At 67.1% G+C, this 21,122-nt stretch carries 25 protein-coding genes; 14 read left to right on the forward strand and 11 right to left on the reverse strand.

All coding sequences use genetic code 11. From position 1 onward, the window contains the following. Position 1 precedes the first annotated feature (1 nt). Positions 2-1,243, reverse strand: a complete 1,242-nt coding sequence (locus tag LSI54_RS13105) for a sensor histidine kinase (protein ID WP_241477695.1) — start codon at positions 1,241-1,243, stop codon at positions 2-4. Between the two features lie 230 nt (positions 1,244-1,473). Between LSI54_RS13105 and LSI54_RS02640 the strand changes: the two genes are divergently transcribed. Together LSI54_RS02640 and LSI54_RS02645 are read left to right on the forward strand one after the other, a co-directional pair. Continuing rightward, positions 1,474-2,652 carry an ABC transporter permease gene (locus LSI54_RS02640; protein ID WP_241477696.1) on the forward strand — a complete coding sequence of 393 codons (1,179 nt, stop codon included), beginning with the start codon at positions 1,474-1,476 and terminating at the stop codon, positions 2,650-2,652. An 83-nt stretch (positions 2,653-2,735) separates the two neighbouring features. Continuing rightward, a complete protein-coding gene (locus LSI54_RS02645) occupies positions 2,736-3,416 on the forward strand; it encodes an ABC transporter ATP-binding protein (protein WP_342357788.1) in 681 nt (226 codons plus the stop codon). Here LSI54_RS02645 and LSI54_RS02650 read toward each other — a convergent pair. Continuing rightward, a complete protein-coding gene (locus tag LSI54_RS02650) occupies positions 3,400-3,876 on the reverse strand; it encodes an SRPBCC family protein (RefSeq protein ID WP_241477697.1) in 477 nt (158 codons plus the stop codon). The genes LSI54_RS02645 and LSI54_RS02650 overlap by 17 nt on opposite strands. Next, positions 3,873-4,232 (reverse strand): ArsR/SmtB family transcription factor, encoded by a 360-nt coding sequence (locus LSI54_RS02655; protein WP_241477698.1) that lies wholly within the window; start codon positions 4,230-4,232, stop codon positions 3,873-3,875. Before LSI54_RS02655 ends, LSI54_RS02650 begins: the two co-directional genes overlap by 4 nt. A 110-nt stretch (positions 4,233-4,342) precedes the next feature. Here LSI54_RS02655 and cmtR point away from each other — a divergent pair, with 110 nt between their 5' ends. Then, complete coding sequence (gene cmtR / locus LSI54_RS02660; RefSeq protein WP_241464200.1) at positions 4,343-4,711, forward strand: Cd(II)/Pb(II)-sensing metalloregulatory transcriptional regulator CmtR; 369 nt, start codon at positions 4,343-4,345, stop codon at positions 4,709-4,711. Beyond that, positions 4,708-5,352: a cation transporter gene (locus LSI54_RS02665; protein WP_241477699.1), complete on the forward strand. Its 645-nt coding sequence runs from the start codon at positions 4,708-4,710 to the stop codon at positions 5,350-5,352. Before cmtR ends, LSI54_RS02665 begins: the two co-directional genes overlap by 4 nt. A 48-nt stretch (positions 5,353-5,400) precedes the next feature. Here the strand turns inward: LSI54_RS02665 and LSI54_RS02670 are convergent, their stop codons facing one another. Beyond that, the gene (locus LSI54_RS02670; RefSeq protein WP_241470026.1) at positions 5,401-6,033 is read right to left on the reverse strand and encodes an NUDIX domain-containing protein; all 633 of its coding nucleotides are present in this window, start codon (positions 6,031-6,033) and stop codon (positions 5,401-5,403) included. A gap of 167 nt (positions 6,034-6,200) precedes the next feature. Here LSI54_RS02670 and poxB point away from each other — a divergent pair, with 167 nt between their 5' ends. From poxB to LSI54_RS02685, 3 genes are all read left to right on the forward strand, one after another. Beyond that, positions 6,201-7,916 (forward strand): ubiquinone-dependent pyruvate dehydrogenase, encoded by a 1,716-nt coding sequence (gene poxB, locus LSI54_RS02675; protein ID WP_241477700.1) that lies wholly within the window; start codon positions 6,201-6,203, stop codon positions 7,914-7,916. A gap of 131 nt (positions 7,917-8,047) precedes the next feature. After that, a complete protein-coding gene (locus LSI54_RS02680) occupies positions 8,048-8,704 on the forward strand; it encodes a DUF6318 family protein (protein ID WP_241477701.1) in 657 nt (218 codons plus the stop codon). A 476-nt stretch (positions 8,705-9,180) separates the two neighbouring features. Next, a complete protein-coding gene (locus tag LSI54_RS02685; RefSeq protein WP_241464207.1) occupies positions 9,181-9,783 on the forward strand; it encodes a hypothetical protein in 603 nt (200 codons plus the stop codon). 133 nt (positions 9,784-9,916) lie between these two features. Here LSI54_RS02685 and ctlX read toward each other — a convergent pair whose 3' ends face one another. After that, positions 9,917-10,912, reverse strand: a complete 996-nt coding sequence (gene ctlX / locus LSI54_RS02690; RefSeq protein ID WP_241464208.1) for a citrulline utilization hydrolase CtlX — start codon at positions 10,910-10,912, stop codon at positions 9,917-9,919. 6 nt (positions 10,913-10,918) lie between these two features. Beyond that, positions 10,919-11,947: an ornithine cyclodeaminase gene (locus tag LSI54_RS02695; protein ID WP_241477702.1), complete on the reverse strand. Its 1,029-nt coding sequence runs from the start codon at positions 11,945-11,947 to the stop codon at positions 10,919-10,921. Between the two features lie 148 nt (positions 11,948-12,095). On the opposite strand from LSI54_RS02695, the gene LSI54_RS02700 reads away from it, so the two are divergent. The 3 genes from LSI54_RS02700 to LSI54_RS02710 all read left to right on the forward strand — a co-directional run bounded on the left by LSI54_RS02700 (position 12,096) and on the right by LSI54_RS02710 (position 14,593). Continuing rightward, the gene (locus LSI54_RS02700; RefSeq protein WP_106122999.1) at positions 12,096-12,527 is read left to right on the forward strand and encodes an Lrp/AsnC family transcriptional regulator; all 432 of its coding nucleotides are present in this window, start codon (positions 12,096-12,098) and stop codon (positions 12,525-12,527) included. Positions 12,528-12,681: 154 nt separating this feature from the next. Next, complete coding sequence (locus LSI54_RS02705; RefSeq protein WP_241477703.1) at positions 12,682-13,983, forward strand: M16 family metallopeptidase; 1,302 nt, start codon at positions 12,682-12,684, stop codon at positions 13,981-13,983. Between the two features lie 163 nt (positions 13,984-14,146). Continuing rightward, a complete protein-coding gene (locus LSI54_RS02710; RefSeq protein ID WP_241470020.1) occupies positions 14,147-14,593 on the forward strand; it encodes a hypothetical protein in 447 nt (148 codons plus the stop codon). Between the two features lie 20 nt (positions 14,594-14,613). Here the strand turns inward: LSI54_RS02710 and LSI54_RS02715 are convergent, their stop codons facing one another. From LSI54_RS02715 to moaA, 3 genes are all read right to left on the reverse strand, one after another. After that, positions 14,614-14,994 (reverse strand): nuclear transport factor 2 family protein, encoded by a 381-nt coding sequence (locus LSI54_RS02715; RefSeq protein WP_241464212.1) that lies wholly within the window; start codon positions 14,992-14,994, stop codon positions 14,614-14,616. Positions 14,995-15,056: 62 nt separating this feature from the next. Then, positions 15,057-15,491: a MoaD/ThiS family protein gene (locus tag LSI54_RS02720; protein WP_274617470.1), complete on the reverse strand. Its 435-nt coding sequence runs from the start codon at positions 15,489-15,491 to the stop codon at positions 15,057-15,059. A 3-nt stretch (positions 15,492-15,494) separates the two neighbouring features. Continuing rightward, positions 15,495-16,640: a GTP 3',8-cyclase MoaA gene (gene moaA / locus LSI54_RS02725; protein ID WP_446740414.1), complete on the reverse strand. Its 1,146-nt coding sequence runs from the start codon at positions 16,638-16,640 to the stop codon at positions 15,495-15,497. Between the two features lie 173 nt (positions 16,641-16,813). On the opposite strand from moaA, the gene LSI54_RS02730 reads away from it, so the two are divergent. From LSI54_RS02730 to LSI54_RS02745, 4 genes are read left to right on the forward strand one after another with little or no spacing between them, the layout of a single operon-like run. Further along, a complete protein-coding gene (locus tag LSI54_RS02730; protein ID WP_241477704.1) occupies positions 16,814-18,157 on the forward strand; it encodes a molybdopterin molybdotransferase MoeA in 1,344 nt (447 codons plus the stop codon). After that, complete coding sequence (moaC, locus tag LSI54_RS02735) at positions 18,154-18,690, forward strand: cyclic pyranopterin monophosphate synthase MoaC (protein WP_241477705.1); 537 nt, start codon at positions 18,154-18,156, stop codon at positions 18,688-18,690. The genes LSI54_RS02730 and moaC overlap by 4 nt, the downstream gene beginning before the upstream one ends. After that, complete coding sequence (locus LSI54_RS02740) at positions 18,687-19,292, forward strand: MogA/MoaB family molybdenum cofactor biosynthesis protein (RefSeq protein WP_342357707.1); 606 nt, start codon at positions 18,687-18,689, stop codon at positions 19,290-19,292. The genes moaC and LSI54_RS02740 overlap by 4 nt, the downstream gene beginning before the upstream one ends. After that, positions 19,289-19,777: a molybdenum cofactor biosynthesis protein MoaE gene (locus LSI54_RS02745; protein WP_241464219.1), complete on the forward strand. Its 489-nt coding sequence runs from the start codon at positions 19,289-19,291 to the stop codon at positions 19,775-19,777. The genes LSI54_RS02740 and LSI54_RS02745 overlap by 4 nt, the downstream gene beginning before the upstream one ends. A gap of 13 nt (positions 19,778-19,790) precedes the next feature. Here the strand turns inward: LSI54_RS02745 and LSI54_RS02750 are convergent, their stop codons facing one another. Together LSI54_RS02750 and dapB are read right to left on the reverse strand one after the other, a co-directional pair. Further along, positions 19,791-20,243, reverse strand: a complete 453-nt coding sequence (locus LSI54_RS02750) for a hypothetical protein (RefSeq protein ID WP_241464221.1) — start codon at positions 20,241-20,243, stop codon at positions 19,791-19,793. Positions 20,244-20,248: 5 nt separating this feature from the next. Further along, complete coding sequence (dapB, locus tag LSI54_RS02755; protein ID WP_241464222.1) at positions 20,249-21,010, reverse strand: 4-hydroxy-tetrahydrodipicolinate reductase; 762 nt, start codon at positions 21,008-21,010, stop codon at positions 20,249-20,251. Positions 21,011-21,122 lie beyond the last annotated feature (112 nt).

Below are 21,122 nucleotides of genomic sequence, written 5' to 3' on the forward strand. Positions count from 1 at the left end.
GTCACTGGCCCTCCAGGGGAAGTCGGATGTTCACCGCAGTGCCCTTGCCCGGAGCCGACTCGACGGTCAGTGCTCCGTTGAGCTCGCGAGCGCGCGCCGCGAGTTTGGCCAGTCCGTAGCTGGGGGCGTCCTGTCGTTCGAGCTGGGCGTCGTCGTCGTTGGCAAAGCCGATCCCGTCGTCGACCACGTCTAATGAGACCGCATCGGGCCAGACCTGCAGAGTGACCACGGCTGTGTGAGCGCGCGCGTGGGCCACGACGTTGCCGAGCAGCGACTGGGCTGCACGCAAGAACACTGCACGGTGGTTCAGCGGCAGGTCAGGCAGCTCGCCTTCGTTTCGAAACTTGCATTGGAGCTCCTGTCCCTCGGCGTGCGCCCGCTCGGCAGTCCGGGTGCATACCTCGCGGAGGGCTGTGAGGAGATCGGAGTCCAGGGCGGGTGAGCTCAGATCCCGCACGAAACGTCGGGCCTCGGCCATGTTCTCTGCCGCCGTCTCCTCGATCACGTCGATGCGTTCAAGCGCCCTGTCCGGGTGCTGATTCTCCAGTTCTTGCCGTGCGGCGCGGGTCATCAGCACGATCGAGGACAGTCCCTGGGCGAGGGTGTCGTGGATCTCGCGGGCCAGTCTTTCCCGTTCGCCTGCGCGCCCCACCTCTTGTTCCTGCTCGGCAAGCTCCAGCCGAGCTGCCTGCAGCTGACGGATCGTTCGCTGGTGGCGTTCGTTGTCTCGGTATACCGCCCGGTAGGCGAAGCCGACGACCACGGCGAAAGCGGCTCCCAGGGATGGCCCGATCACCATTGCCAGATGAAAATCACCCGACGGCGCGTGCATGAACTGGGCCAGGATCACCACCGCTGTGAGACCCACGATGCTCGCTATCGCCGGTCCTGTCGGCAGGACGACCAGGTAGAGGAAGAAGAGCGGGAACGCCACCCAGGAGAAGTCGGGGCTGGCCAGCGTCATCACCGCCCACACGAGGGTGACTGCGCCCAGCCACGGCAGCACGAAGCGTCGGGGATTGCGGCTGGTCTGACCTTGTGCGAACCGACTTTCCCAGACGGTTCCGATGACGTAGATGCACGCCAGCAGAATGCTGAGTGAGACGACGAGCCATTCGCCCCCGAAGGCAGAACGGATGCCGACGACGACGCGCAGCACTCCGATGAGCAGCAGGGCGGCGAAGCTGACATGCAGGCTGATCCTCAGACCACGCAGGATGTCGGGCGTGGAGACCTCTCCCACCAGCGATGCCCTCCTCGACTGCTCCACGACAAGTGACAATGCTCGTGGGCCGTGGTCGTCCACTTGATCATCGTACCGAGGCGGACTCCCCGCCGGATCAACCATTCGGTTGAGCCTGGCGTCCACCGAAGGGACCTGCGGGATCAACCGATCACACGATCCCTGAGCGGCCTGATTCCAGAATTCTGGAGAGCAAGATCATCACCCAACACCTGCTCTCTGGAGTCGCCATGTACTTATCCCTTCGGGACATCACCTTCGCCAAAGGGCGCTTCGCGCTGATCGGCGGAGTCGTCGCGCTCATCACCATGCTCCTGGTGCTGCTCACAGGCCTGACCAACGGTCTCGGTCATCAGAACACCTCAGCACTGGAGCGACTCGACGCCTCACACGTCATCTTCAGCGCGCCAGCGGACGCGGATGATCATCCCTCCTTCACCGAATCAGGGATCACCGCAGCCGAGCTGGACATCTGGGAGGAGGCTCTGGGTGCAGGCGCCGTGGAGCGGCTGGGAATGACGCAGACCCGGGTTGAAACCAGTGCTGATGACGCGGAGGAGGGCTCAAGCCGGACAGCGGCCTCGGTCGCGGTCTTCAGCGTGGAGCAGGACACCACGCTTGCCCCGGGACTGCAGGCGATTCAAGGTTGGCCGCATCCGGATGAAGGCGAGGTGATCCTCAGCTCTGTGATCGCAGAGGATCTCGACTTGGCACTGGGGGACAGCCTGCGCCTGTCCTCCGGTGAGTTCACCGTTGCCGGGATGGTCGACGACGAGTTCTACAGTCACGTCCCGGTGGTCTGGACGTCCATCGAAGACTTCGCGGGCATCGCTCATCTGGGCGAGGACACTGTGGCGACCGCTCTCGCGGTACCCGCTGCCGCGGTTCCAGCTCTCGCGGTGCCTGAGGCAGCCGGACGAGCTGCCGCAGATGATCTGTCCACCGAGGCCCTCGCCACGGTCAATGACCAGGCTGGCACTGTCTCCACCGACACTCAGGGAGCCTTCAACGCTCTGCCCGCCTACCAGTCAGAGCGCGGCTCACTGGTGATGATGCAGGGATTCCTCTACGGCATATCCGCGCTGGTGGTCGTGTCATTTCTCACCGTGTGGACCATCCAGCGCACGCGTGACCTCGCGGTTCTCCGCGCGCTGGGATCCTCCCGCGGCTACCTGGTCCGCGACGCGCTGACCCAAGCGGCCATCGTGGTTTCTCTCGGCGCCCTCACCGGCGGACTGGCCGCCTGGGCAGCAGGACTGCTCATCGCCAACACCGTGCCGTTCGTGCTGACGCCTGTCACCGTCGCGGCCCCGGTCCTCGGGGTCGTCGCACTGGGCGTTGCCGGTGCCGCCCTGACGACTCGACGCGTCTCCCGCGTCGATCCACTTCTCGCCCTCGGAGGAAACTGAGCATGACATCGATCCAGACCGCACCCATGCCATCACCGTCGGCTCCGACTTGTGGAGATGCCGCTGCTCTTCGGCTGGAGGACGTGACCTTGACCTATCCGGACGGCGTCGACGAGAACGGAGAGGCCCGCACGCTTCGGGCACTCGATGCGGTCCATTTCAGCGCAGAGGCCGGGACCGTCACGGCCCTGGTCGGTCCTTCAGGCTCGGGAAAATCATCGTTGCTGGCCGTGGCCGCGGCACTCATCCGACCGAGCTCCGGCTCGGTGCACCTCGCCGGCAGGGAACTCACCGGAATGCGTGAGCGCGAGCTCACCACCCTGCGCCGAGACCACGTCGGCACCATCTTCCAACAGCCCAACCTCCTGCCGAGCCTCACCGCGCTGGATCAGCTGGTGCTCACTGCACATCTGCGCGGCGACCGAGGCAGGCAGCTGAAGGCGGCAGAAGAACAGGGTGCGGAACTGCTGGATCTGGTCGGTCTGGCGTCTGTCGCGAACCGGCGTCCGCACCAGCTCTCCGGCGGCCAACGCCAGCGGGTCAACATCGCCCGGGCACTCATGGGCAGACCCTCGGTGATGCTGGTGGACGAGCCCACCTCCGCGCTGGACCACGAGCGGGCCCGATCCATCCTCGAACTGCTCGTCAGCACCACGCGTCAGTTCAACACTGCAACGGTGATCGTGACTCATGATGCGCAGATGGCGACGTTGACCGACCGAACCGTGACGATCCGTGATGGTCGCCTCATTTCTGAGCGGTAGTCGACCTGTGGCTGTCGTCTTGGAGGAAGGAGTCAAGGACATTCAGCGCGCTGTCCCAGCCGTCGTAGAAGAAGTTGTCCCCCTTGGCGCCCTCTGCACCGCGGAGGTCGAAGGTCAGCTGGGTGCCCGCGTCGGTGGTGGCCAGGACGAGGGTGACCACCGGGGCGTCGTCGGGATCGCTGTGCGGGTCACCCCAGGTGAAGACGAGGCGTTCAAAGGGGGAGACCTCTCGGTAGTCGCCGGCGGTGACCACCTCGGTGCCGTCCTCATCATTGACCATCGTGTAGGTGTAGCGTCCGCCCACACGCACGTCCATCTCCACCGACTCCCGCGGTGTGGTGGCACCCTCGGGATGGAACCACTGTGCTGCGGCATCGGGGTCTGTCCACGCAGTCCAGACCTGCTCCGGCGTGGCCGCGAACGTCCGCACCAGGGTGAAGCCCTTGGATTCATCGATCATTGCTCTTCGCCTTTCCGTGATGCATCTTCCTTGGATGGGTGATTGTTGAGGTACTCCTCAAGGCGATCCAGCCGCTCATTCCACTGCCTGCGCTGGTTCTCGATCCACTGGGATGCCTCATCGAGGGACGCCGGGGTGATCGAGCAGTCGATCCACTGCCCGCGGCGATTGCGGCTCACCAGCTCTGCCCGCTCCAGAACGCTCAGATGCTGGGAGACCCCGGCGCGGCTCATCGGGTAGTGCTTGGCGAGCTCGCTCACGGTGAGCGGCCGGCGTCGCAGTCTGTTCAGGATGTCCCGACGGGTCGGATCGGCCAGGGCGCTGAAGGTGACGCTCAACGGGTCCTTGGGTGGCAAGAGCGCCTCCAATGCGTAAGTAGTTGCTTACACGTTAGAAGGGGTCCTGAGCATGGGTCAAGAGTCTGGCGCCTGGATTGATAGGTCAGCGCTCGATGTATAGTCATCCCATGCTGACCAATGTTTCCCGCGCGGAGGTGATGAACCGCCTTGGACGGGCGATGTCGGACCCGACTCGCTCCCGAATTCTGCTGTCCTTGCTCGAGAAACCGGGCTACCCGGCGAAGCTGGCACGTGAACTCGCACTGAGCCGCACGAATGTCTCCAACCACCTCGCCTGCCTGCGGGGATGCGGAATCGTGGTCGCTGAGACCGAGGGGCGCCAGACTCGCTACGCCATAGCTGACCCACACCTCGCCGTCGCCCTGACCGCATTGCTGGAGGTGACTCTCGCGGTGGATGAGAGCGTGCCATGTATGGACCCGGCCTGTTCCGTGTCTGGTTGTCGTGAAGCTTCGGCAACTGTGGAGCGTCAATGAGCCTGGAGTCCGTGACGCCCACGCGGCGGGCGAAGCTGCACCGTCGGGTGCGGCTCATCGTTGCTTTCACCATCACCTGGAATGTGATCGAAGCTGCCGTGGCGATCGGGGCCGGGGTGGCCGCCTCCTCCACGGCATTGATCGCCTTTGGACTCGATTCCGTGATCGAGGTCGCCTCGGCGATCGCGGTGGCCTGGCAGTTCACCCGAAAGGATCCTGAACGGTGGGAGAAGGCCACCGTCCGCGCCATCGGTATCGCTTTCTTCGCACTGGCCGCCTACGTCAGCATCGACGCGATCCTCACCCTGACCGGGGTGGAGCAGGTCGATCACAGTCCGGTCGGCATCGGCATCGCCGTGGCGAGCCTGGTGGTCATGCCGCTGCTCGCCTGGTTCGAGTTCCGCACAGGCGGCGAACTCGGATCCAAGAGCGTCCAGGCCGACGCCAAGCAGCTGCTGCTCTGCGTCTATCTCTCCGGGGCGGTGCTTCTCGGGCTGCTGCTCAACACCCTCTTCGGCTGGATGTGGGCCGACTCCGTGGCTGCACTGGTCATCGCGGCCCTGGCGCTGCGTGAAGGGATCGAAGCGTGGCGCGGTGATGTCGAGTCACCGCTCGAGGTCCTCGATGACCTGAAGACGTAACGCCATCGGGGACCGGGAAGTCTTGCTCGAGAAGAGGGAAGTGGGCGCCTAGGGCTTGATGCCGCGGGGATGATCAGTCCAGGGCGCACGAGGGTCGCGCAGCTCCCCTGCACCGGTCCTGATCGCGTGCAGCGCCAAGACTCCGGTCACGGCGCTGGGGTTGCGGATCTGCCCGGTGAGCACCGCCTGCACAGCCTCAGTCAGAGGGATCCAGGCCTTCTCGATCTCGGCCTCTTCGCCCTCGCGCTCGTGCTGGTCATGTTCCGGCGTCTCGGTGATGCCCCGGGCCAGGTAGATCCGGATGCCTTCATTGGAGGCGCCGGGGCTGGTGTGGAAGTCCGCCAGGGTGTGCCAGGTGTCGGCGCTGATGTCGGCTTCCTCGTGGAGTTCCCGCGCTGCGGCGTCGAGCATCGGCTCGCCCTCGGCGTCGAGCAGTCCTGCCGGAATCTCCCACATGTTCTGCCGCAGCGGGTGCCGGTACTGCCGGATCAGCAGCACCCGGTCCTGCTCGTCCATCGCGAGGACGGCCACGGCGCTGAGGTGCTTGAGGAACGCGCGGGTCAGCGTCTGGCCGTTCTTGCCGAAGCTGAAGGTCTCCTCGACCAGGTCATAGATCGGCGTCGACTGCAGGGACTTGGCCCCCAGGATGGGGTGCTCAGCGGGGGAGTCATAGATCGGCATGGAGCCAGCCTACGTGGGGCTGGTGCCTCGGCCGCTGAACAGGGCCCGCCGTCGTCGTCCTCCGCACGACCTGGCCCATAGGCGCACGGGGCCCGGAGTTCTAGACTGCGGACATACGCGCCGTGGCCTTTACTCGGGGAGCGGCGACCCTGAAGGGAAGGACGCTCATGCCGACAGTCGCACGGAACATCGTTGATACCTTGCACGCCAGCGGAGTAGAGCGGATCTACGGGATCTCCGGGGATTCGCTCAACGGTCTGACCGATGCGCTGCGCGCCGCGGGGACCATCGAATGGGTGCCGACCCGCCATGAGGAGGCGGCCGCCTTCGCCGCCAGCGCGGAATCCCAGGTCACCGGGGAGCTCGCGGTCTGCGCGGGAAGCTGCGGGCCGGGCAACCTGCACCTGATCAACGGCCTCTTCGACGCGCAGCGCTCGCGGACCCCGGTGCTCGCGATCGCCGCGCACATCCCCAGCGAGGAGATCGGGTCCGGCTACTTCCAGGAGACCCACCCGCAGGAGCTATTCCGCGAATGCAGCGTCTATGTGGAGCACGTCGCCCACGCGGACCAGATGCCGCGGCTGCTGCGCATCGCCATGCGCGAAGCCATCGAGAAGCGCGGGGTAGCCGTGCTGGTCATCCCCGGAGACGTGGCGCTCGCCGATAGCCAGGCCGAGGCTGAGACCATCCGGTCGATGCACTCCCGGGTCATTCCTGCCGAGGCCGATCTGGACCGGGCCGCCGAGGCGCTGAACACCTGCGAGCGCGTGACGATCCTGGCCGGTGCCGGCACCGCCGGAGCTCACCCCGAGCTGCTGGCGATCGCCGAGCGTCTGCAGGCCCCGATCGTGCACGCGCTGCGCGGCAAAGAACACGTGGAGTGGGACAACCCCTACGACGTTGGAATGACCGGGCTGCTCGGGTTCTCCTCCGGTTACGCTGCGATGGCGGCCTGCGAGACGCTGCTGGTGCTCGGCTCGGACCTGCCGTATCAGCAGTTCTATCCCGAGGACGCGAAGGTGGTGCAGGTCGACATCCGCGGATCCCAGATCGGCCGACGCACCCCGGTGGACGTCGGGCTGGTCGGGTCGGTCAAGGACACCGTGGAGGCGCTGCTGCCGAAGCTCGATGTACATCAGGATTCCCGGCACCTTGACGGTGCGACGAAGCACTACGCGAAGACCCGGAAGGATCTTGACGCGCTGGCGACGCCTTCGCGGCGGACCATTCATCCCCAGTACCTGACCAAGCTGATCAACGACGCCGCGGACGACGACGCGATCTTCCTTCCCGACGTCGGCTCACCCGTGGTCTGGGCCTGCCGGTACCTGACGATGAACGGACGACGCCGGCTGCTCGGTTCCTTCAGCCACGGATCCATGGCGAACGCGATCTCGCAGGGGATCGGCGCGCAGATGGCCGAGCCGGAGAAGCAGGTGATCGCGCTCGCCGGTGACGGTGGGCTGGCGATGCTCATGGGGGAGCTGCTGACCATCACCCAGAACGAGCTGCCGATCAAGACCGTGGTCTACAACAACTCCTCGCTGAACTTCGTGGAGGTGGAGATGAAGGCCGCCGGCATCGTCAATTTCGGCACCGAGCTGAAGAATCCCAACTTCGCGAAAGTGGCCGAGGCGATGGATATCAAGGGGATCCGGGTGGAAAAGTCTGAGGATCTTCCAGCCGCCGTCGAGGAGTTCCTCGCGCACGACGGCCCGGCGCTGCTGGATGTTGTCACCGAGCGCCAGGAGCTTTCGATGCCGCCGAGTGTCACCGCTGAGCAGGCAAAAGGCTTCACGCTCTATGCGGTGCGGACGGTTCTCAGTGGCCGCGGGGATGAACTTGTCGACCTCGCGAAGACGAATCTCCGCCAGTTGTTCTGATTCTTCGCCCTCCACAGAATCGCCCCGGCCCCTGTTGCGCCGGGGCGGTTCTGTTTAGTCTGTTGCTTCAGTGGCCGTGACGGATTGAACGGGACAGGTTCATGAACACTTCAGCGGGTCGGCTTGGTGTGGTGAGTGTTGTGCTGGTTCTTGGGCTGGCGCTGAGTTCCTGTGGGGGTGACGATGCTGGGGCTGAGTCTGGTGGAGCGGATGTTGAGCCGAGTGCGGAGGAGACCTCACCGGAGGGTGGAGCTTCGGATCCGGAGCAGTCGAGTGGTGACGGGAGCGAGGCCGAAGAGCCTGAATCGTCGCCGACGCCGGTGCCTGCGTCTTCGGATGGACCCGCGCAGAACTGGCCCGAGCCTGAGGTTCCGGATGAGATCTATGAGGAGACCGAAGAGGGCGCGCTGGCGGCGCTGAAGTACTGGTTTGAGGCGATTACGTACCTGCAACTTACTGGCGAGTTCGAGCCTGTCTCCGCAGTCTCGGCTCCGGATTGCGAGACGTGCAATAACAAAATCGACCAGTTCTATGACCTTTATGAGGCAGAGGGTGGATGGTATGTCGCGGAGGGTGCCACCACGTCCGATGAAATCGTCTCGTCAATCACAACCGGCGGCAATGCCGGAATCTTATTCACTCTCGTTGAAGGTGGGTACGCCGCGCACGACACTTCTGGAGAAAGCCTCGGTGAGGTGACGGACGAAACCTACGCTGCCGAGGCGTCTCTCGCCTATGACGGAGCACAGTGGTGGGTCCTTGAGCTCAGTATCGCGGACCCACAATGAAACTGTGGTCTGAAGCAAGAGTTGGATCGGTTGTCTGGATAATCTCCAGCCTCGTGGCGGTCCCTGTCGGAGTGACACTTGGTATGGCTTCCGCTGGCACGCCGCAATCCCGAAGCTGCGATCACATAGTGGCCTGGGAGGGAGGAGGTGCTCAAGGAAGTGCTAGGTGTGAAAGTCCTAGGACTCGCGCGGAGCACCAACTGCCAGGTGTCCGCAACGACCGTGGCGGGGCGTCTAGTGCGGACGAACAAGATGCCAGTCCGCCGATTTCGGTGCCGGAGTCGCAGCCAACCTACTGCGGAACGGAGAGCGGGGAGGGTCAAGCCGATTGTCGGGTGGTTCTGATTGAGCAATGCGCGTCCCAGGGTATGGACGCCGTAAGCCCTGTCGATACTGGCGAGTTTTCTGGCTACATCTGCGCGCCAGCGGCCGTCCCCGACGTCGAGGGGGACGAAGGGGAAGAGGCTGTCGATGTGATGGCGCTCCTGCCCGGCGCCGTCGAAGAAGCTTTCGCCACCCTCCCGATCGCCGGAGGTTCCGTCGAGTTCGAACCCGACCTTCTCGGTTTCGGCTACCGGGGCCGGCATACCCACATGTTCGCGGACGTCGAGACACAGAACCTGAATCAGACCCTTCTCGGCGTTCCGGTGGAGATCCGAGTGAACCCGCAGAGCTTCCTATGGGACTACGGCGATGGTGCCAGCCGGGTCACACACGACCCCGGGGAACCGATGCCCGACAGCTGGCAGGGCGAAGCGGTGGTCAAGACGAATCAAGAGACACCCACGAGTCACGTCTACACCGAGACCGGGCGCTTCCCGGTCAGCCTGAGCACCACCTTCGTCGGCGAGTACCGGGTCGGCAGCGGACCGTGGATCGTCATCCCCGGATCCGTGGAGGTCCAGGCCTCACCGGGTGAGGCCGACATCTGGCGAGTCGCCGCGCGCAACGTCTCCGGCTCCTGCCGCAACACCGTCGACTGGGGCTGCAACGGACCAGTCACCCTCGAACCGGGCGACACCCCACCGAAGATCTTCGCGGACCAGTACGACGCCAACGGCAACTGGCTGGGGGAGTGACCCTTTGCCTGCTGGCCACCCAAAGATGAGGTGACCGAGCGCCGTCGTCGTCCGTTCCCGGCAGATCCTCCCCGGCAGTTGAGTTCTCCGGTCCATACGTATCGACCGGAGAACTCAACTGCCCAGGATGGGGTCAGCGGCGGGGGAGGTGGTTGCCGGCGATCATGCAGCGCACTGACCCGCCAGCGGCCTCCAGGGTGGAGACATCGACCGGCATCAACGTGCAGTGCGCGGCGATGGTCTCCCGCTGAGCGTCCGTCAGGCTCGCCTCGGCTGTCGTGGACAGCACCAGGTAGCGCCCGTCGGTCCCCGCGAGTTCCAGGCAGTTGCCGGCGAAGCGGCCGACCTGGGCTTCGCTGAGCTCCACCACGGTCCTGCCGGAATCGCGCAGAACGCCGAGCACGTGCTCGCGCTGAGCCCGGTCGCGGATCATGTCACTGCTGATCAGTGCCAGGTCGGTGCCGACCGACATCATCACGTTGGTGTGATAGACCGGCACCCCGTCGCCGTCGGTGGCGTCGAAGAGCACCGGGGCGTAGCCGAAGTCGCGGCAGAACTCAGCAAAGAGGCCCGCGGACAGCCGACGTGACCGGCAGGCGTAGGCCAGCCGGGCGCGGTGATCGAGCACCATCGAACCCGTTCCCTCGAGGTACTCGCCGAAGCGCTCCGCCGAGGAGTAGTCCACCACGCGGCGCACCCGATGGGTCTCCTGCAGGTGCGCCACGATGTCGCCGCGCCGCTCAGCCCGGCGGTTCTCCGCATACATCGGATACAGCGTGACCGTGCCGTCGGGATGGGTGCTGAACCAGTTGTTCGGAAACACGCTGTCAGGCGTCTCCGCGGAGGGGTCATCGAAGATGTCCACGCCGATGCCCAGTCGCTCCAGGGTGCGGCCGAGCTCGGTGACCTCGGCGTAGGCCGCATCGGCTACCCGGCGGGCGGACTCCCGGGCGGCTGAGGGCAGCAGCGCGTCGAGGATCCGCTGCTGGAAGCTGTTGTCCGCAGCGGTTTCCGGGTTGGGCGTGAACTGGTGCGGTCGCACGAGCACCACTCGGGACGGGGCCTGCTCGGTCACCTGCTCTGCGGTGACGCGGAAACGCGCCACCGGCGCATTCATCACCTCAGTCATCAACGATCACCCGACCGGCTTCATCGAGCTGACCAGTGAGAACAGGTCCTTCGGGTCCTCGGGGTCGGCGACCAGGTCCAGCGAGGTCTGCAGATCGGTGCCGGCGGTGGCGTCGCGGACGAAGCGCAGCGCGGAGAGATCCGCGATCGCGAAGCCCACCGAGTCGAAGATCGTGATCTGCTCAGGGGACTGGCGGCCGGACTCGGCGCCGGTGAGCACCTGCCAGAACTCGACCACCGGGAAATCAGGCTCCACCTGCTGGATCTCGCCTTCGATCCGGGTCTGTTCCGGGTACTCCACGAAGACCCGGCCACGGCGCAGGATCTCGGCGTCCAGCTCAGTCTTGCCCGGGCAGTCTCCGCCCACAGCGTTGATGTGCACGCCGGGGGAGATCTGCGCAGAGCTCAGGATGGTGTTCTGCGCCTTGTCCGCGGTGCAGGTGGTGATGATGTCGGCCCCGGCCACGGCCTCATCGGTGGACTCCGCCAGGGTGACGTTGAAGCCGAGCGGCTCCAGGTTTCGGCGCAGCTTCCTCATCGCGGCGGGATCCACATCGAAGACCTGCAGGTCCTCGATGCCCAGCGCCGAGCGGATCGCGAGTGCCTGGAACTCCGCCTGGGAGCCGGCGCCGATAAGCGCCATCCGCGTCGAGTCTGGGCGGGCCAGCGCCTTCGCGGTCATCGCGGAGGTCGCGGCGGTGCGCAGGGCGGTCAGCAGAGTCATCTCTGCGAGGAAGGTGGGGTAGCCGTTGTCCACATCGGCGAGCATGCCGAAGGCGGTGACGGTCTGGAACCCGCGGGAGGGGTTCAGCGGGTGCCCGTTGACGTACTTGAAGGCGTAGGTCTCCATGTCGGAGGTCGGCATCAGCTCGATCACGCCGAACGGCGTGTGGCTGGCGATGCGCGGGATCTTGTCGAAGCTCTCCCAGCGGCGAAAGTCGGCCTCGAGGTACTGGATCATCTCGGTCATCAGCTGCTCCACGCCCTCGCGCTGGATCCAGCGGGCCATGTTGCCGACGTCGACGAACTGCGTCATGAGGAACTCCTTCAAGGGGTGGTGCGTGAATCGTGCCAGGGTGATGAGTCTCAGCCTAGGGATCTCGATGTGTACATGTAAGAGCAGTTCTGTTGAATTTCGGGGCACTCAGGTGGCAGTTTGGCAGGTTTCGGTTAGCATTATGCACATGCCTCGCCTCACGGACCTCGACCGTCGACTCATCTCCGCGCTGCGCAAGGACGGCCGCGCACCGGTAGCGGCGCTCGCCGAACAGCTCGGAGTCGCCCGGGCCACGGTCACCAGCCGAATCGAGAAGCTCAAGGCCCAAGGGGTCATCGTGGGGTTCAGCGTGCGCGTCCACGACCACAATGAGACCGGCGAGGTCCGCGCCATCTCTTTCATCGAGGTCGTCGGGCGCACCACCGATCATGTGATCGCCGAGCTGCGCGGCTTTCCCGAGATCATGGCGCTGCACACCACCAACGGGGGCTGGGACCTGGTCGCGGAGATCTCGTGTGAGAATCTGCGCGACTTCGACGAGGTGCTGCGCCGCGTCCGCGGGATCAAGGGAGTGGTCAACAGTGAGACCAGCCTGCTGCTCAGCTCGGTGGTCCGCTGAGCCCGGGTCCGCGCCGATGCTGGAGAGCTGAGCCGCCCGCTGGGGGCCGAACCGGCGCCGTCGTCGTTCTCCCGCCGTTCCTCCTAGCTGGTTGAGTTCTCCGGCCGATACGTAAGTGCCGGATAACTCAACCACCCAGGTAACCTGGGGGCCTATGCGCGTCACCATTGATCCCCACACCGAAGGCGTCCTGAACAACGACGCCGGCTCCACCGTCCGCCGCTCCGTGCTCCCCGCCGGGGTGCGTGTGCTCACCGAGGAGATGCCGGGCCAGCGCTCGGTCACCTTAGGCTTCTGGATCGGAGTGGGCTCCCGCGACGAGGCCGCCCACCAGCACGGCTCCACCCACTTCCTGGAGCACCTGCTCTTCAAGGGCACCGAGACCCGCTCCTCGCTGGAGATCGCCTCGGCCTTCGACAGCGTGGGCGGTGAGTCCAATGCGATGACCGGCAAGGAGCACACCTGCTACTACGCCCGGGTGCTCGACACCGACCTGCCCATGGCGGTCGAGGTGCTCACCGACATCGTCACCTCCGCGCTGCTGGATCCGGCCGAGATGGAGATCGAGCGCGGGGTCATCCTTGAAGAGCTCGCCATGGCCGAGGACGATCCCGAGGACGTGGTCCACGAGCGGTTCGGCTCCCAGGTCCTCGACGGTCACCCGCTGGGCCGGCCCATCGGGGGCACGCCCAAGGAGATCAATGCCGCCAGCCGCGAGGACGTCTTCAACCACTACCAGCGCTGGTACCGCCCCGACGAGCTGGTCATCACCGCCGCCGGCGGGCTCGACCATGACCATGTGGTCTCACTCATCGCGGAGGCGCTGGACAAGTCCTCCTGGGACATGACCGTCCCCGGCTCACCTGCGCAGCGCCGGGTCGGTCGCGAGACCGAGATCCCGGTCCGCGCCGGCACCGAGACGATCATCAAACCCGTGGAGCAGTCCCAGGTGATCCTCGGCGGCCGCGGTATGGCGGCCTCCGACGAGGACCGCTTCGCGCTCTCGGTGATGCACGCGGTGCTCGGCGGCGGCATGTCCTCCCGACTCTTCCAGGAGGTTCGCGAGCGCCGCGGCCTGGCGTATTCCACCTACTCCTTCTCCTCGGCGATGACCGACGCGGGCTACTTCGGCCTCTATGCCGGCTGCCTGCCGAACAAGGTCGCCAAGGTCACCGAGGTCATGGCCGCGGAACTCGACCGGATCGCCACCGACCACGTCAGCGCCGAGGAGCTCACCCGCGCGAAGGGTCAGCTGCGCGGCGGCACCGTGCTGGGCATGGAGGAGACCTCTTCGCGGATGTCCCGACTGGGCCGGGCCGAGCTGGTGCGCGGCGAGTTCGTCGACATCTCCGACACGCTGCACCAGATCGACTCCATCACCGCCGAGGACGTGCGCAAGGTCGCGGCCAGGCTTGCCAGCTCGCCACGAGCTGTCACGGTGGTCGGCCCCGCCTAGACTGGAAGAGTCACTGCAGGCGGACCGAGGGGGTCTCATGCACCGCAGTCGAAGTGGATGCCGCAGCCGCAGCCGGAGTCGAGCTGCTTCCCGGCGGTCCGGCGTCGTGGTCATGTCTCTCGGCCTTATGCTCCTGACCTCCTGCGCGGGCGACTCAGGCCCTATGAGGGCAGAGAGCCCTGGCGATCAGTCCACCAGCGCCCCCGCGGTGACCTACCCGAACGAGGGTGCCGACGGCAGCGGCGCCTACATCGACGGCGCGGGGCCTGACGATGGCGGTGAAGTCCCGGACATGATCCCCACCCCGGTTCAGGAGGCACCAGAGCTGGTGTCCGAACACCTCTCCAGCTGGCAGGAATACAGCACCGCCTCCGAGACGGAGCTCCAGCTGGCCTTCTACAGCGGCAATCCTGCCTGTTACGGCGTGCGGTCGGTGGTGGAAGAGGATGACACGGAGGTTCGCGTGGCCACCATCTCGGGCACCCTGCCCGACGCAGTCGGCTCCGCCTGCACCCAGGAGGCCCGCTACGTGGCCCTGGTCATCGAGCTCGACCAGCCGCTGGGAGACCGCGAGGTCGTGCCGCTGACTGAGGTTGAGCTCGCACCCTGACCCAGCGGCTCGGCTCGGCTTCAGTGTCGACCTGGCCAGATCGGACTCGGACCCGACCCCTTGGCCTCGACCCCGCCGAAGTACAGCTCGATCTCGGTGATCTGCCCATCGACCACTTTCACCAGCTCCACATTGCTGAACGGCGGCTCGTTCGGCAGCTGAGCGGTATAGCGCAGCATCACCGTGCCGGGTTCGATCTCGACCGCAGCGGTGATCTCGTGGCGCAGGAAGCGCTCGGCGGTGGCGAAGCAGGTCTCCAGGAATGCGGCCTTGTCCAGATGGTCATCTTGTGGAGACGTGAAGGTCATGTCCTCATCGAGGAGGATCCGCGCCGCCTGGCGGTCCCCGACGCGGTAGGCCGCGAACTGCGCCAGAGCTGTCTCCATCGGCGTCCTGATCATGATCGGGAATCTACTCGTCCCTCCCGCGGCCTGTCAGCGCTTCGGGGCCGGGAGCGGCAGGCCTAGCCGCCGGCGAAGGGCGGGAGCACATCGAGCTGATCCCCGGGGTGCAGCCGAGCCGTCTCGGACCGGGCTCGAACCCCGTTGACCAGGAACGAACTTCGCGCGCAGACCCGCTCCAGGCCGGGCACCGCGGCGCCGTCGTTGGTGTTGCGGTCGTGGTCGTGGTCGCCCGCAGGGTCGTCACCGCCGGCGGTGGTGGACAGCTGCTCCCGGACCAGCCGGGGCAGCTCGGTCAGCAGATCGACAACGGCGACCCCTTCTGCGGGCACCGGCAGGCGCAGCTCCTCGACCCCGGCGGCCTCGGCGGCGGCGGCGAAGAAGCGCACGCTGATCGGCGCACCCGTCATAGGCGCGGCGCTCGGCGCTGACGTCGGGACAGGCGCAGCGGATGTGTCCGGTGCGGGGGATGCCGTCGCAGGTGAGGTCTCGGTCATGGCTCAGCCTCCGATGGCGGACATGGAGCGGTCAGGGCGGTGGAAGCTGGCCAGATCGAAGCCTGGGCGGTCGGTGCCGTGGGCGGCGGGCTTGACCCACATCGCCTCGGCCCAGGCCTGGGCGATCTCGGCGTCGGTGGTGGCGGGGTTCCGCAGCAGGTGCATCAGGTCGAACTCCTCGTTGGAGAACAGGCAGCTCATCACTCGGCCCTCCGCGGTGAGCCGGGTGCGCCGACAGTCCGCGCAGAACGGCTCGGTCACCGAGGCGATCACCCCGACCCGGCCCAGCGGCGGCCCGTGCAGCCCGCTGAGGATCGCGTCATCAGATGTGCCCAGCGGGTAGACGTCGAAGCGCTCGGCCGGGGCGCCGTCGCGGTTCTCCGGCGTCGGGGTCAGGACGAAGCGCTCGGAGAGCAGCGCCCGGGTCTCCGCGGCGGAGATCGTGCCGTCCTTGTTCCACTGCTGATCCCCGTCCAGCGGCATCTGCTCGATGAAACGCAGCTCGAAGCCGCGCTGAAGCGACCATGCCAGCAGGTCCGCGGCGTGGGTGTCATTGATCCCGCGCATCAGCACCGCGTTGATCTTCAGCGGGGTCAACCCTGCCGCGGCGGCGGCCTCGACCCCGATCAGCACCTTGTCCAGGGAGTCGCGGCGGGTCAGCTGGGCGAAGGTCTCCCGGTGCACCGAGTCCAGCGAGATGTTCACCCGGGTCAGCCCGGCCTCTGCCAGCGCGGCGGCCTTGCGCTCGAGTCCGATGGCGTTGGTGGTCATCGCGATGGGCAGATCCGGGTGATCGGCGCGCAGGGCCGCGACGATCTCGACCAGATCAGCACGGACCAGCGGCTCACCTCCGGTCAGGCGCAGCTCGCGCACCCCCAGCGTGTTCACCCCGATGTGCACCAGCCGGCGGATCTCCGCGGCGGAGAGCAGCTGGTCCTTGCTCAGCCAGGGGAGCCCCTCGGCCGGCATGCAGTAGGTGCAGCGCAGATTGCACTTGTCGATCAGCGAGATCCGCAGGTCTGTGGCGCGGCGGCCGAAGGAGTCCATCAGCCCGCGAGCCGGATCCGCGCCGCTGGTGTCGCGCCCGACGTGACCCCCGCCTGATTCTCCGGGCCTGGATGCGCTCTGCTGGGAGGGCAGCGCGGGCATGCCCAGCTGGACCCGACTGGGGGAGGCCGGGCTCGAGGAGCTCGGGCTCACCGGGGCGGTGCTCGATGCGCCTGGAGCGGGGGCGTGGTCAGCTGGAAGCTGCTGCATCTGGCCATCGTATCCTCGCGGCCTGTCACGAGGAGATGTCACAGCCTCTGCGTAGACTGGACCCCATGTCAGAGACCCCCGACCGCGTACCCGTCGAAGAGCACATCAGCCGCCTCAGAGAGGTGCTCGGCGCCGCCCTGGGCGCCCGTGCCGCCGAGACCGTGGAGATCTCCTCCGGCGGCGTCGCCGGCCGGATCATCGCCGAGCGGCTGGTCTCCGAGGTGCCCCTGCCGGGGTTCGACAACTCCCAGATGGACGGCTTCGCGCTGCGCGCCGCCGACCTCACCGTGCATGCCGGCGAAGCCACCCTGCCGGTGGCAGGCACCACCGCCGCCGGCCAGGAGCCGGCGCTGCTGCCCATCGGCGCCGCCTTCGAGGTGATGACCGGGGCCCCGATCCCCGCCGGGGCCGACGTGGTGATCCCGGTGGAGTTCACCGACGGGTTCGGCGCCAAGGAGGTCCGCTTCACCGGACTCACCGAGGCCGACGTCGCCCGCGGCCGCTACATCCGGGAGGTGGGCTCCGACATCGACGCCGGCACCCTCCTCGCCGAACCCGGTGACGTGATCAGCCCCGCCCAGCTCGCCGTGCTCGCCGCCTGCGGCTACGCCGAGATCAGCGTGCTGGAACCGATCCGCACCCTGGTGGTCTCCACCGGGGACGAGATCCGTCGTCCCGGCTCCGAGCTGCGCCCCGGCCAGCTCTACGACGCCGACACCCCGCTGCTCGGCGCGGTGCTGGAGACCTTTGGGCACCAGGTGGAGACCTCCCGGATCGGCACCGATGACCCGGCCTGGTTCCTCGAAGCGCTGGACGCGCTGATCGCGGTGCACCACCCACACCTGATCATCACCGCCGGCGGCATCAGCAAGGGCGCCTACGAGGTGGTCCGCCAGGGGCTCGGCCGCCGCGGCATCTCCTTCGGCGTCGTCGCGCAGCAGCCCGGGGGCCCGCAGGGATGGGGTCTGCTCGAGGGTGACCTCGAGGGCCGCGGCCTGCTGCACTGGCGCTCCCAGGTCGATGACGCCCGCGCCCCGATCGCCGTCATCTCGCTGCCGGGCAACCCGGTCTCCTCGGCCGTGAGCATGGAGACCCTGGTCCGTCCCGCGCTGGCGGCGGTGGATCCCAACTGCGCCCCGCCGCGCCGGATCACGGTCCGCACGGTCGAAGACATCAGCTCCCCGCAGGGCGTCCGGCAGTTCCGTCGCGTGCGGATCCTCGATGACGCCGCCGCCGAGACCGGCGCGGCGCCCAGCGTGGAGCTCGAGGGCGGGCCCGGCTCCCACCTGCTGGGTCACCTCGCCCGGGCCGATGCGCTGCTGGAGCTGCCCGAGGACGACGTCGAGATCCCGGCCGGCTCCGAGCGGCAGGCCGTGCTGATCACCGGCCGCGGGATCGGCACCCGATGAGCGAACAGCCAGGTGCGCAGCAGACCGAGGCCGCTGCCCAGCAGCGGCTGACCCACGTCCGCGGTGACGGCAGCGCCCACATGGTCGACGTCTCCGGCAAGGAGGTCACCCAGCGGGTGGCCCGGGCCCAGGCCGTGGTCAAGACCACCGCCGAGGTCACCGCGCTGCTCGCCAGTGACGGGCTGCCCAAGGGCGACGCACTGGCCACCGCGAGGATCGCCGGGATCATGGCCGCCAAGAAGACCCCTGAGCTGATCCCACTGTGTCATCCGCTGCCGGTCGCGAAGGTCACCGTGGACCTCGACGTCGACACCCCTGCCTCGGGCTCGGTGCGCATCACCACGGAGGTGAAGACCACCTCGCGCACCGGCGTGGAGATTGAAGCATTGACGGCAGCCACGGTCGCGGCGTTGACTCTGTACGACATGATCAAGGCCGTGGACAAGGCCGCCGTGATCACCGACCAGATGGTCCTGTTCAAGGCCGGCGGCGCCAGCGGAGAATGGGCCAGGACTGAGACGGAGACCCGATGACCGACACCCCGCACGCAACCCCGCCCAAGAAGATCCCCGCCGACGCCACCGCTGAGGCTGAGGTGCCGGACCTCGGCGAGACCGACTACTCCGACGCCCAGACCTCGCGCATGATCGCACCGGTGATCGTCTCCACCCGCGCGGCCACCGGGGTCACCGAGGACCGCTCAGCACCGGTGATCGCCGAGTTCGCGAAGAAGATCGGCTTCTTCACCCGCCCCCCGGTGCTGATCCCCGACGGCGAGGGAGTCCTCGCGGCACTCTCGGAGCTGCTGGTGCAGATCGAGCCCGCGGTGATCATCACCTCCGGAGGCACCGGGCTCACCCCCGATGACCTGACCCCCGAATTCACCAAGCCGCTGCTGGACAAAGAGATCCCCGGCATCATGGAGGCGGTGCGCGCCCACGGCCGGACCAAGAACCCGCTGGCCTCGCTCAGCCGCGGCGTCGCCGGGGTCACCGGCAAGACGGTCATCGTGAACCTGCCCGGTTCTCCCAAGGCTGTCCGCGAGGGCATGGAGGTGCTGGTCCAGGTCCTCCCGCACCTCTGCGACCAGGTCGCCGACATCCGCGACCACGAGGCCTGGGACAGCGAGGAATGAGCTCGGATACACCCCAGGAGCTGAACCGGGCAGGCTTCTCCGCCGATGAGCCCTTCGAGTTTCCGCAGGAACGCGTGATCCTCGCCCAGCTCAGCGATCAGCCGCTGACCCCCGCCCAGGCAGAGGCGGAGGTCTGGGCTGAACGGGCCGGCGCCGTCGTCGGCTTCTCCGGAATCGTGCGCAACCACGACCAGGGCCAGCCCGTGCACCGGCTGAGCTACACCGCGCACCCCTCCGCGGCCGAAGCGATCGCCCAGGTGGCCGTCGACATCGCCGCGCGCTTCCCGACTGTGCGGGTCTGGGTGGCCCACCGGGTGGGGGAGCTCGCGATCGGGGACCACGCACTGGTCGCCGCCGTCGCCTCGGCCCACCGCGCCGAGGCCTTCGAAGCCTGCGCCGAACTGGTGGAGCAGACCAAGGAACAGGTGCCGATCTGGAAAGAGCAGTTCTTCGCCGACGGCAGCAAGGAATGGGTCGGGCTCTAGCCCGGTGCAGGACCTACCGGCTCGAGCGGGCCGTCTTCTCCATGGCGATCGCCTTGCGCATGTTCTTCCGGGCTCGGGTGCGATCCCCGGCGATGTCATAGGCGATGGAGAGCCGGAACCAGGAGCGCCAGTCTGAAGGGGCGGCCTCGGCCTCGGCGGCGTAGATCTTGAACTGCTCATCGGCCTGGGCCCGGTTCGCCCGGCCTCCGGCAGAACGTTCCACGGTGTCTTCGGGCAGCCCGCCCTCGGTCTCCAGCCTCCGGCCCAATCGTTCGGTGCCGATGCCGAAGAGCAGCTCCCGGGCCAGGACCCAGACGCCGAGGATCACGATCAGCATCGCACCGGCGCCGATGAGCTGCGCGGCGAGGTCATCCACGCGCAGGAACCGCCAGGCTGAGGCCCCGGCGCCGACCAACATGATGGCGAGCAGGACGATGACCAGTCCGGTCCAGAATTTCGTCTTCACGCGGGCTACAGTCCCAGGTCCAGGTAGCCGTCGAGCCCATGGGTCAGGCCTGGCCGCGATCCCACGGTGCGCAGACCCAGCAGCACGCCGGGCATGAAGGAGGCGCGGTCGAAGGAGTCGTGGCGGATGGTCAGCTGCTCACCGGTGGAGCCCAGCAGGACCTCCTGATGCGCGACGAGTCCGCGCAGCCGCACCGAATGCACGTGAATCCCGGCGACCTCGGCGCCGCGAGCACCTTCCAGGGCGGTCTCGGTGGCATCGGGGGAGGGGCCGACGTCGGCCGCGTCCCGCGCCTGACCCATCAGCTCCGCGGTGCGCACCGCGGTGCCTGAAGGGGCATCGACCTTCTTCGGGTGGTGCAGCTCGATGATCTCGGCAGAGTCGAAGTATTGCGCGGCCTTGGCGGCGAAGGCGGTGGCCAGCACCGAGCCCAGCGCGAAGTTCGGGGCGATCAGCACACCGGTGGAGCTGTGCGTGCTGAGCAGCTGCTCCAGAGCCTGCAGCTTCGCGGTGTCCCAGCCAGTGGTGCCGACCACCGCGTGGAGGCCATGCTCCACGGCGAAGCGGACATTGGCCTCGGTGGACTCCGGCACGGTCAGATCCACCACATGGGTGGCCCCGGCGGAGAGGATCTCGCTGAGCTCGTCTGTGCGGCCCTGCGCGGCGACCAGCTCCATGTCCGGTGCGTTCTGAACGGCTTTCACGGCCTCGATGCCCATGCGGCCGCCCGCGCCGAGGACGGCGACTCGAATCTCTGCTGTGCTCATCCCCCCAGCCTATCGTCCAGTCCTCCCCACCGGGGGTTCTCCCTGGACAGGTCAGGGGGTGTTGGGAACTGTTCGCTTGTGTTTGAATGTGAGCAACAGGTCGGCAAGTGAA

This window comes from Nesterenkonia sp. AY15 (genome assembly GCF_022565855.1).
GTDB lineage: Bacteria > Actinomycetota > Actinomycetes > Actinomycetales > Micrococcaceae > Nesterenkonia.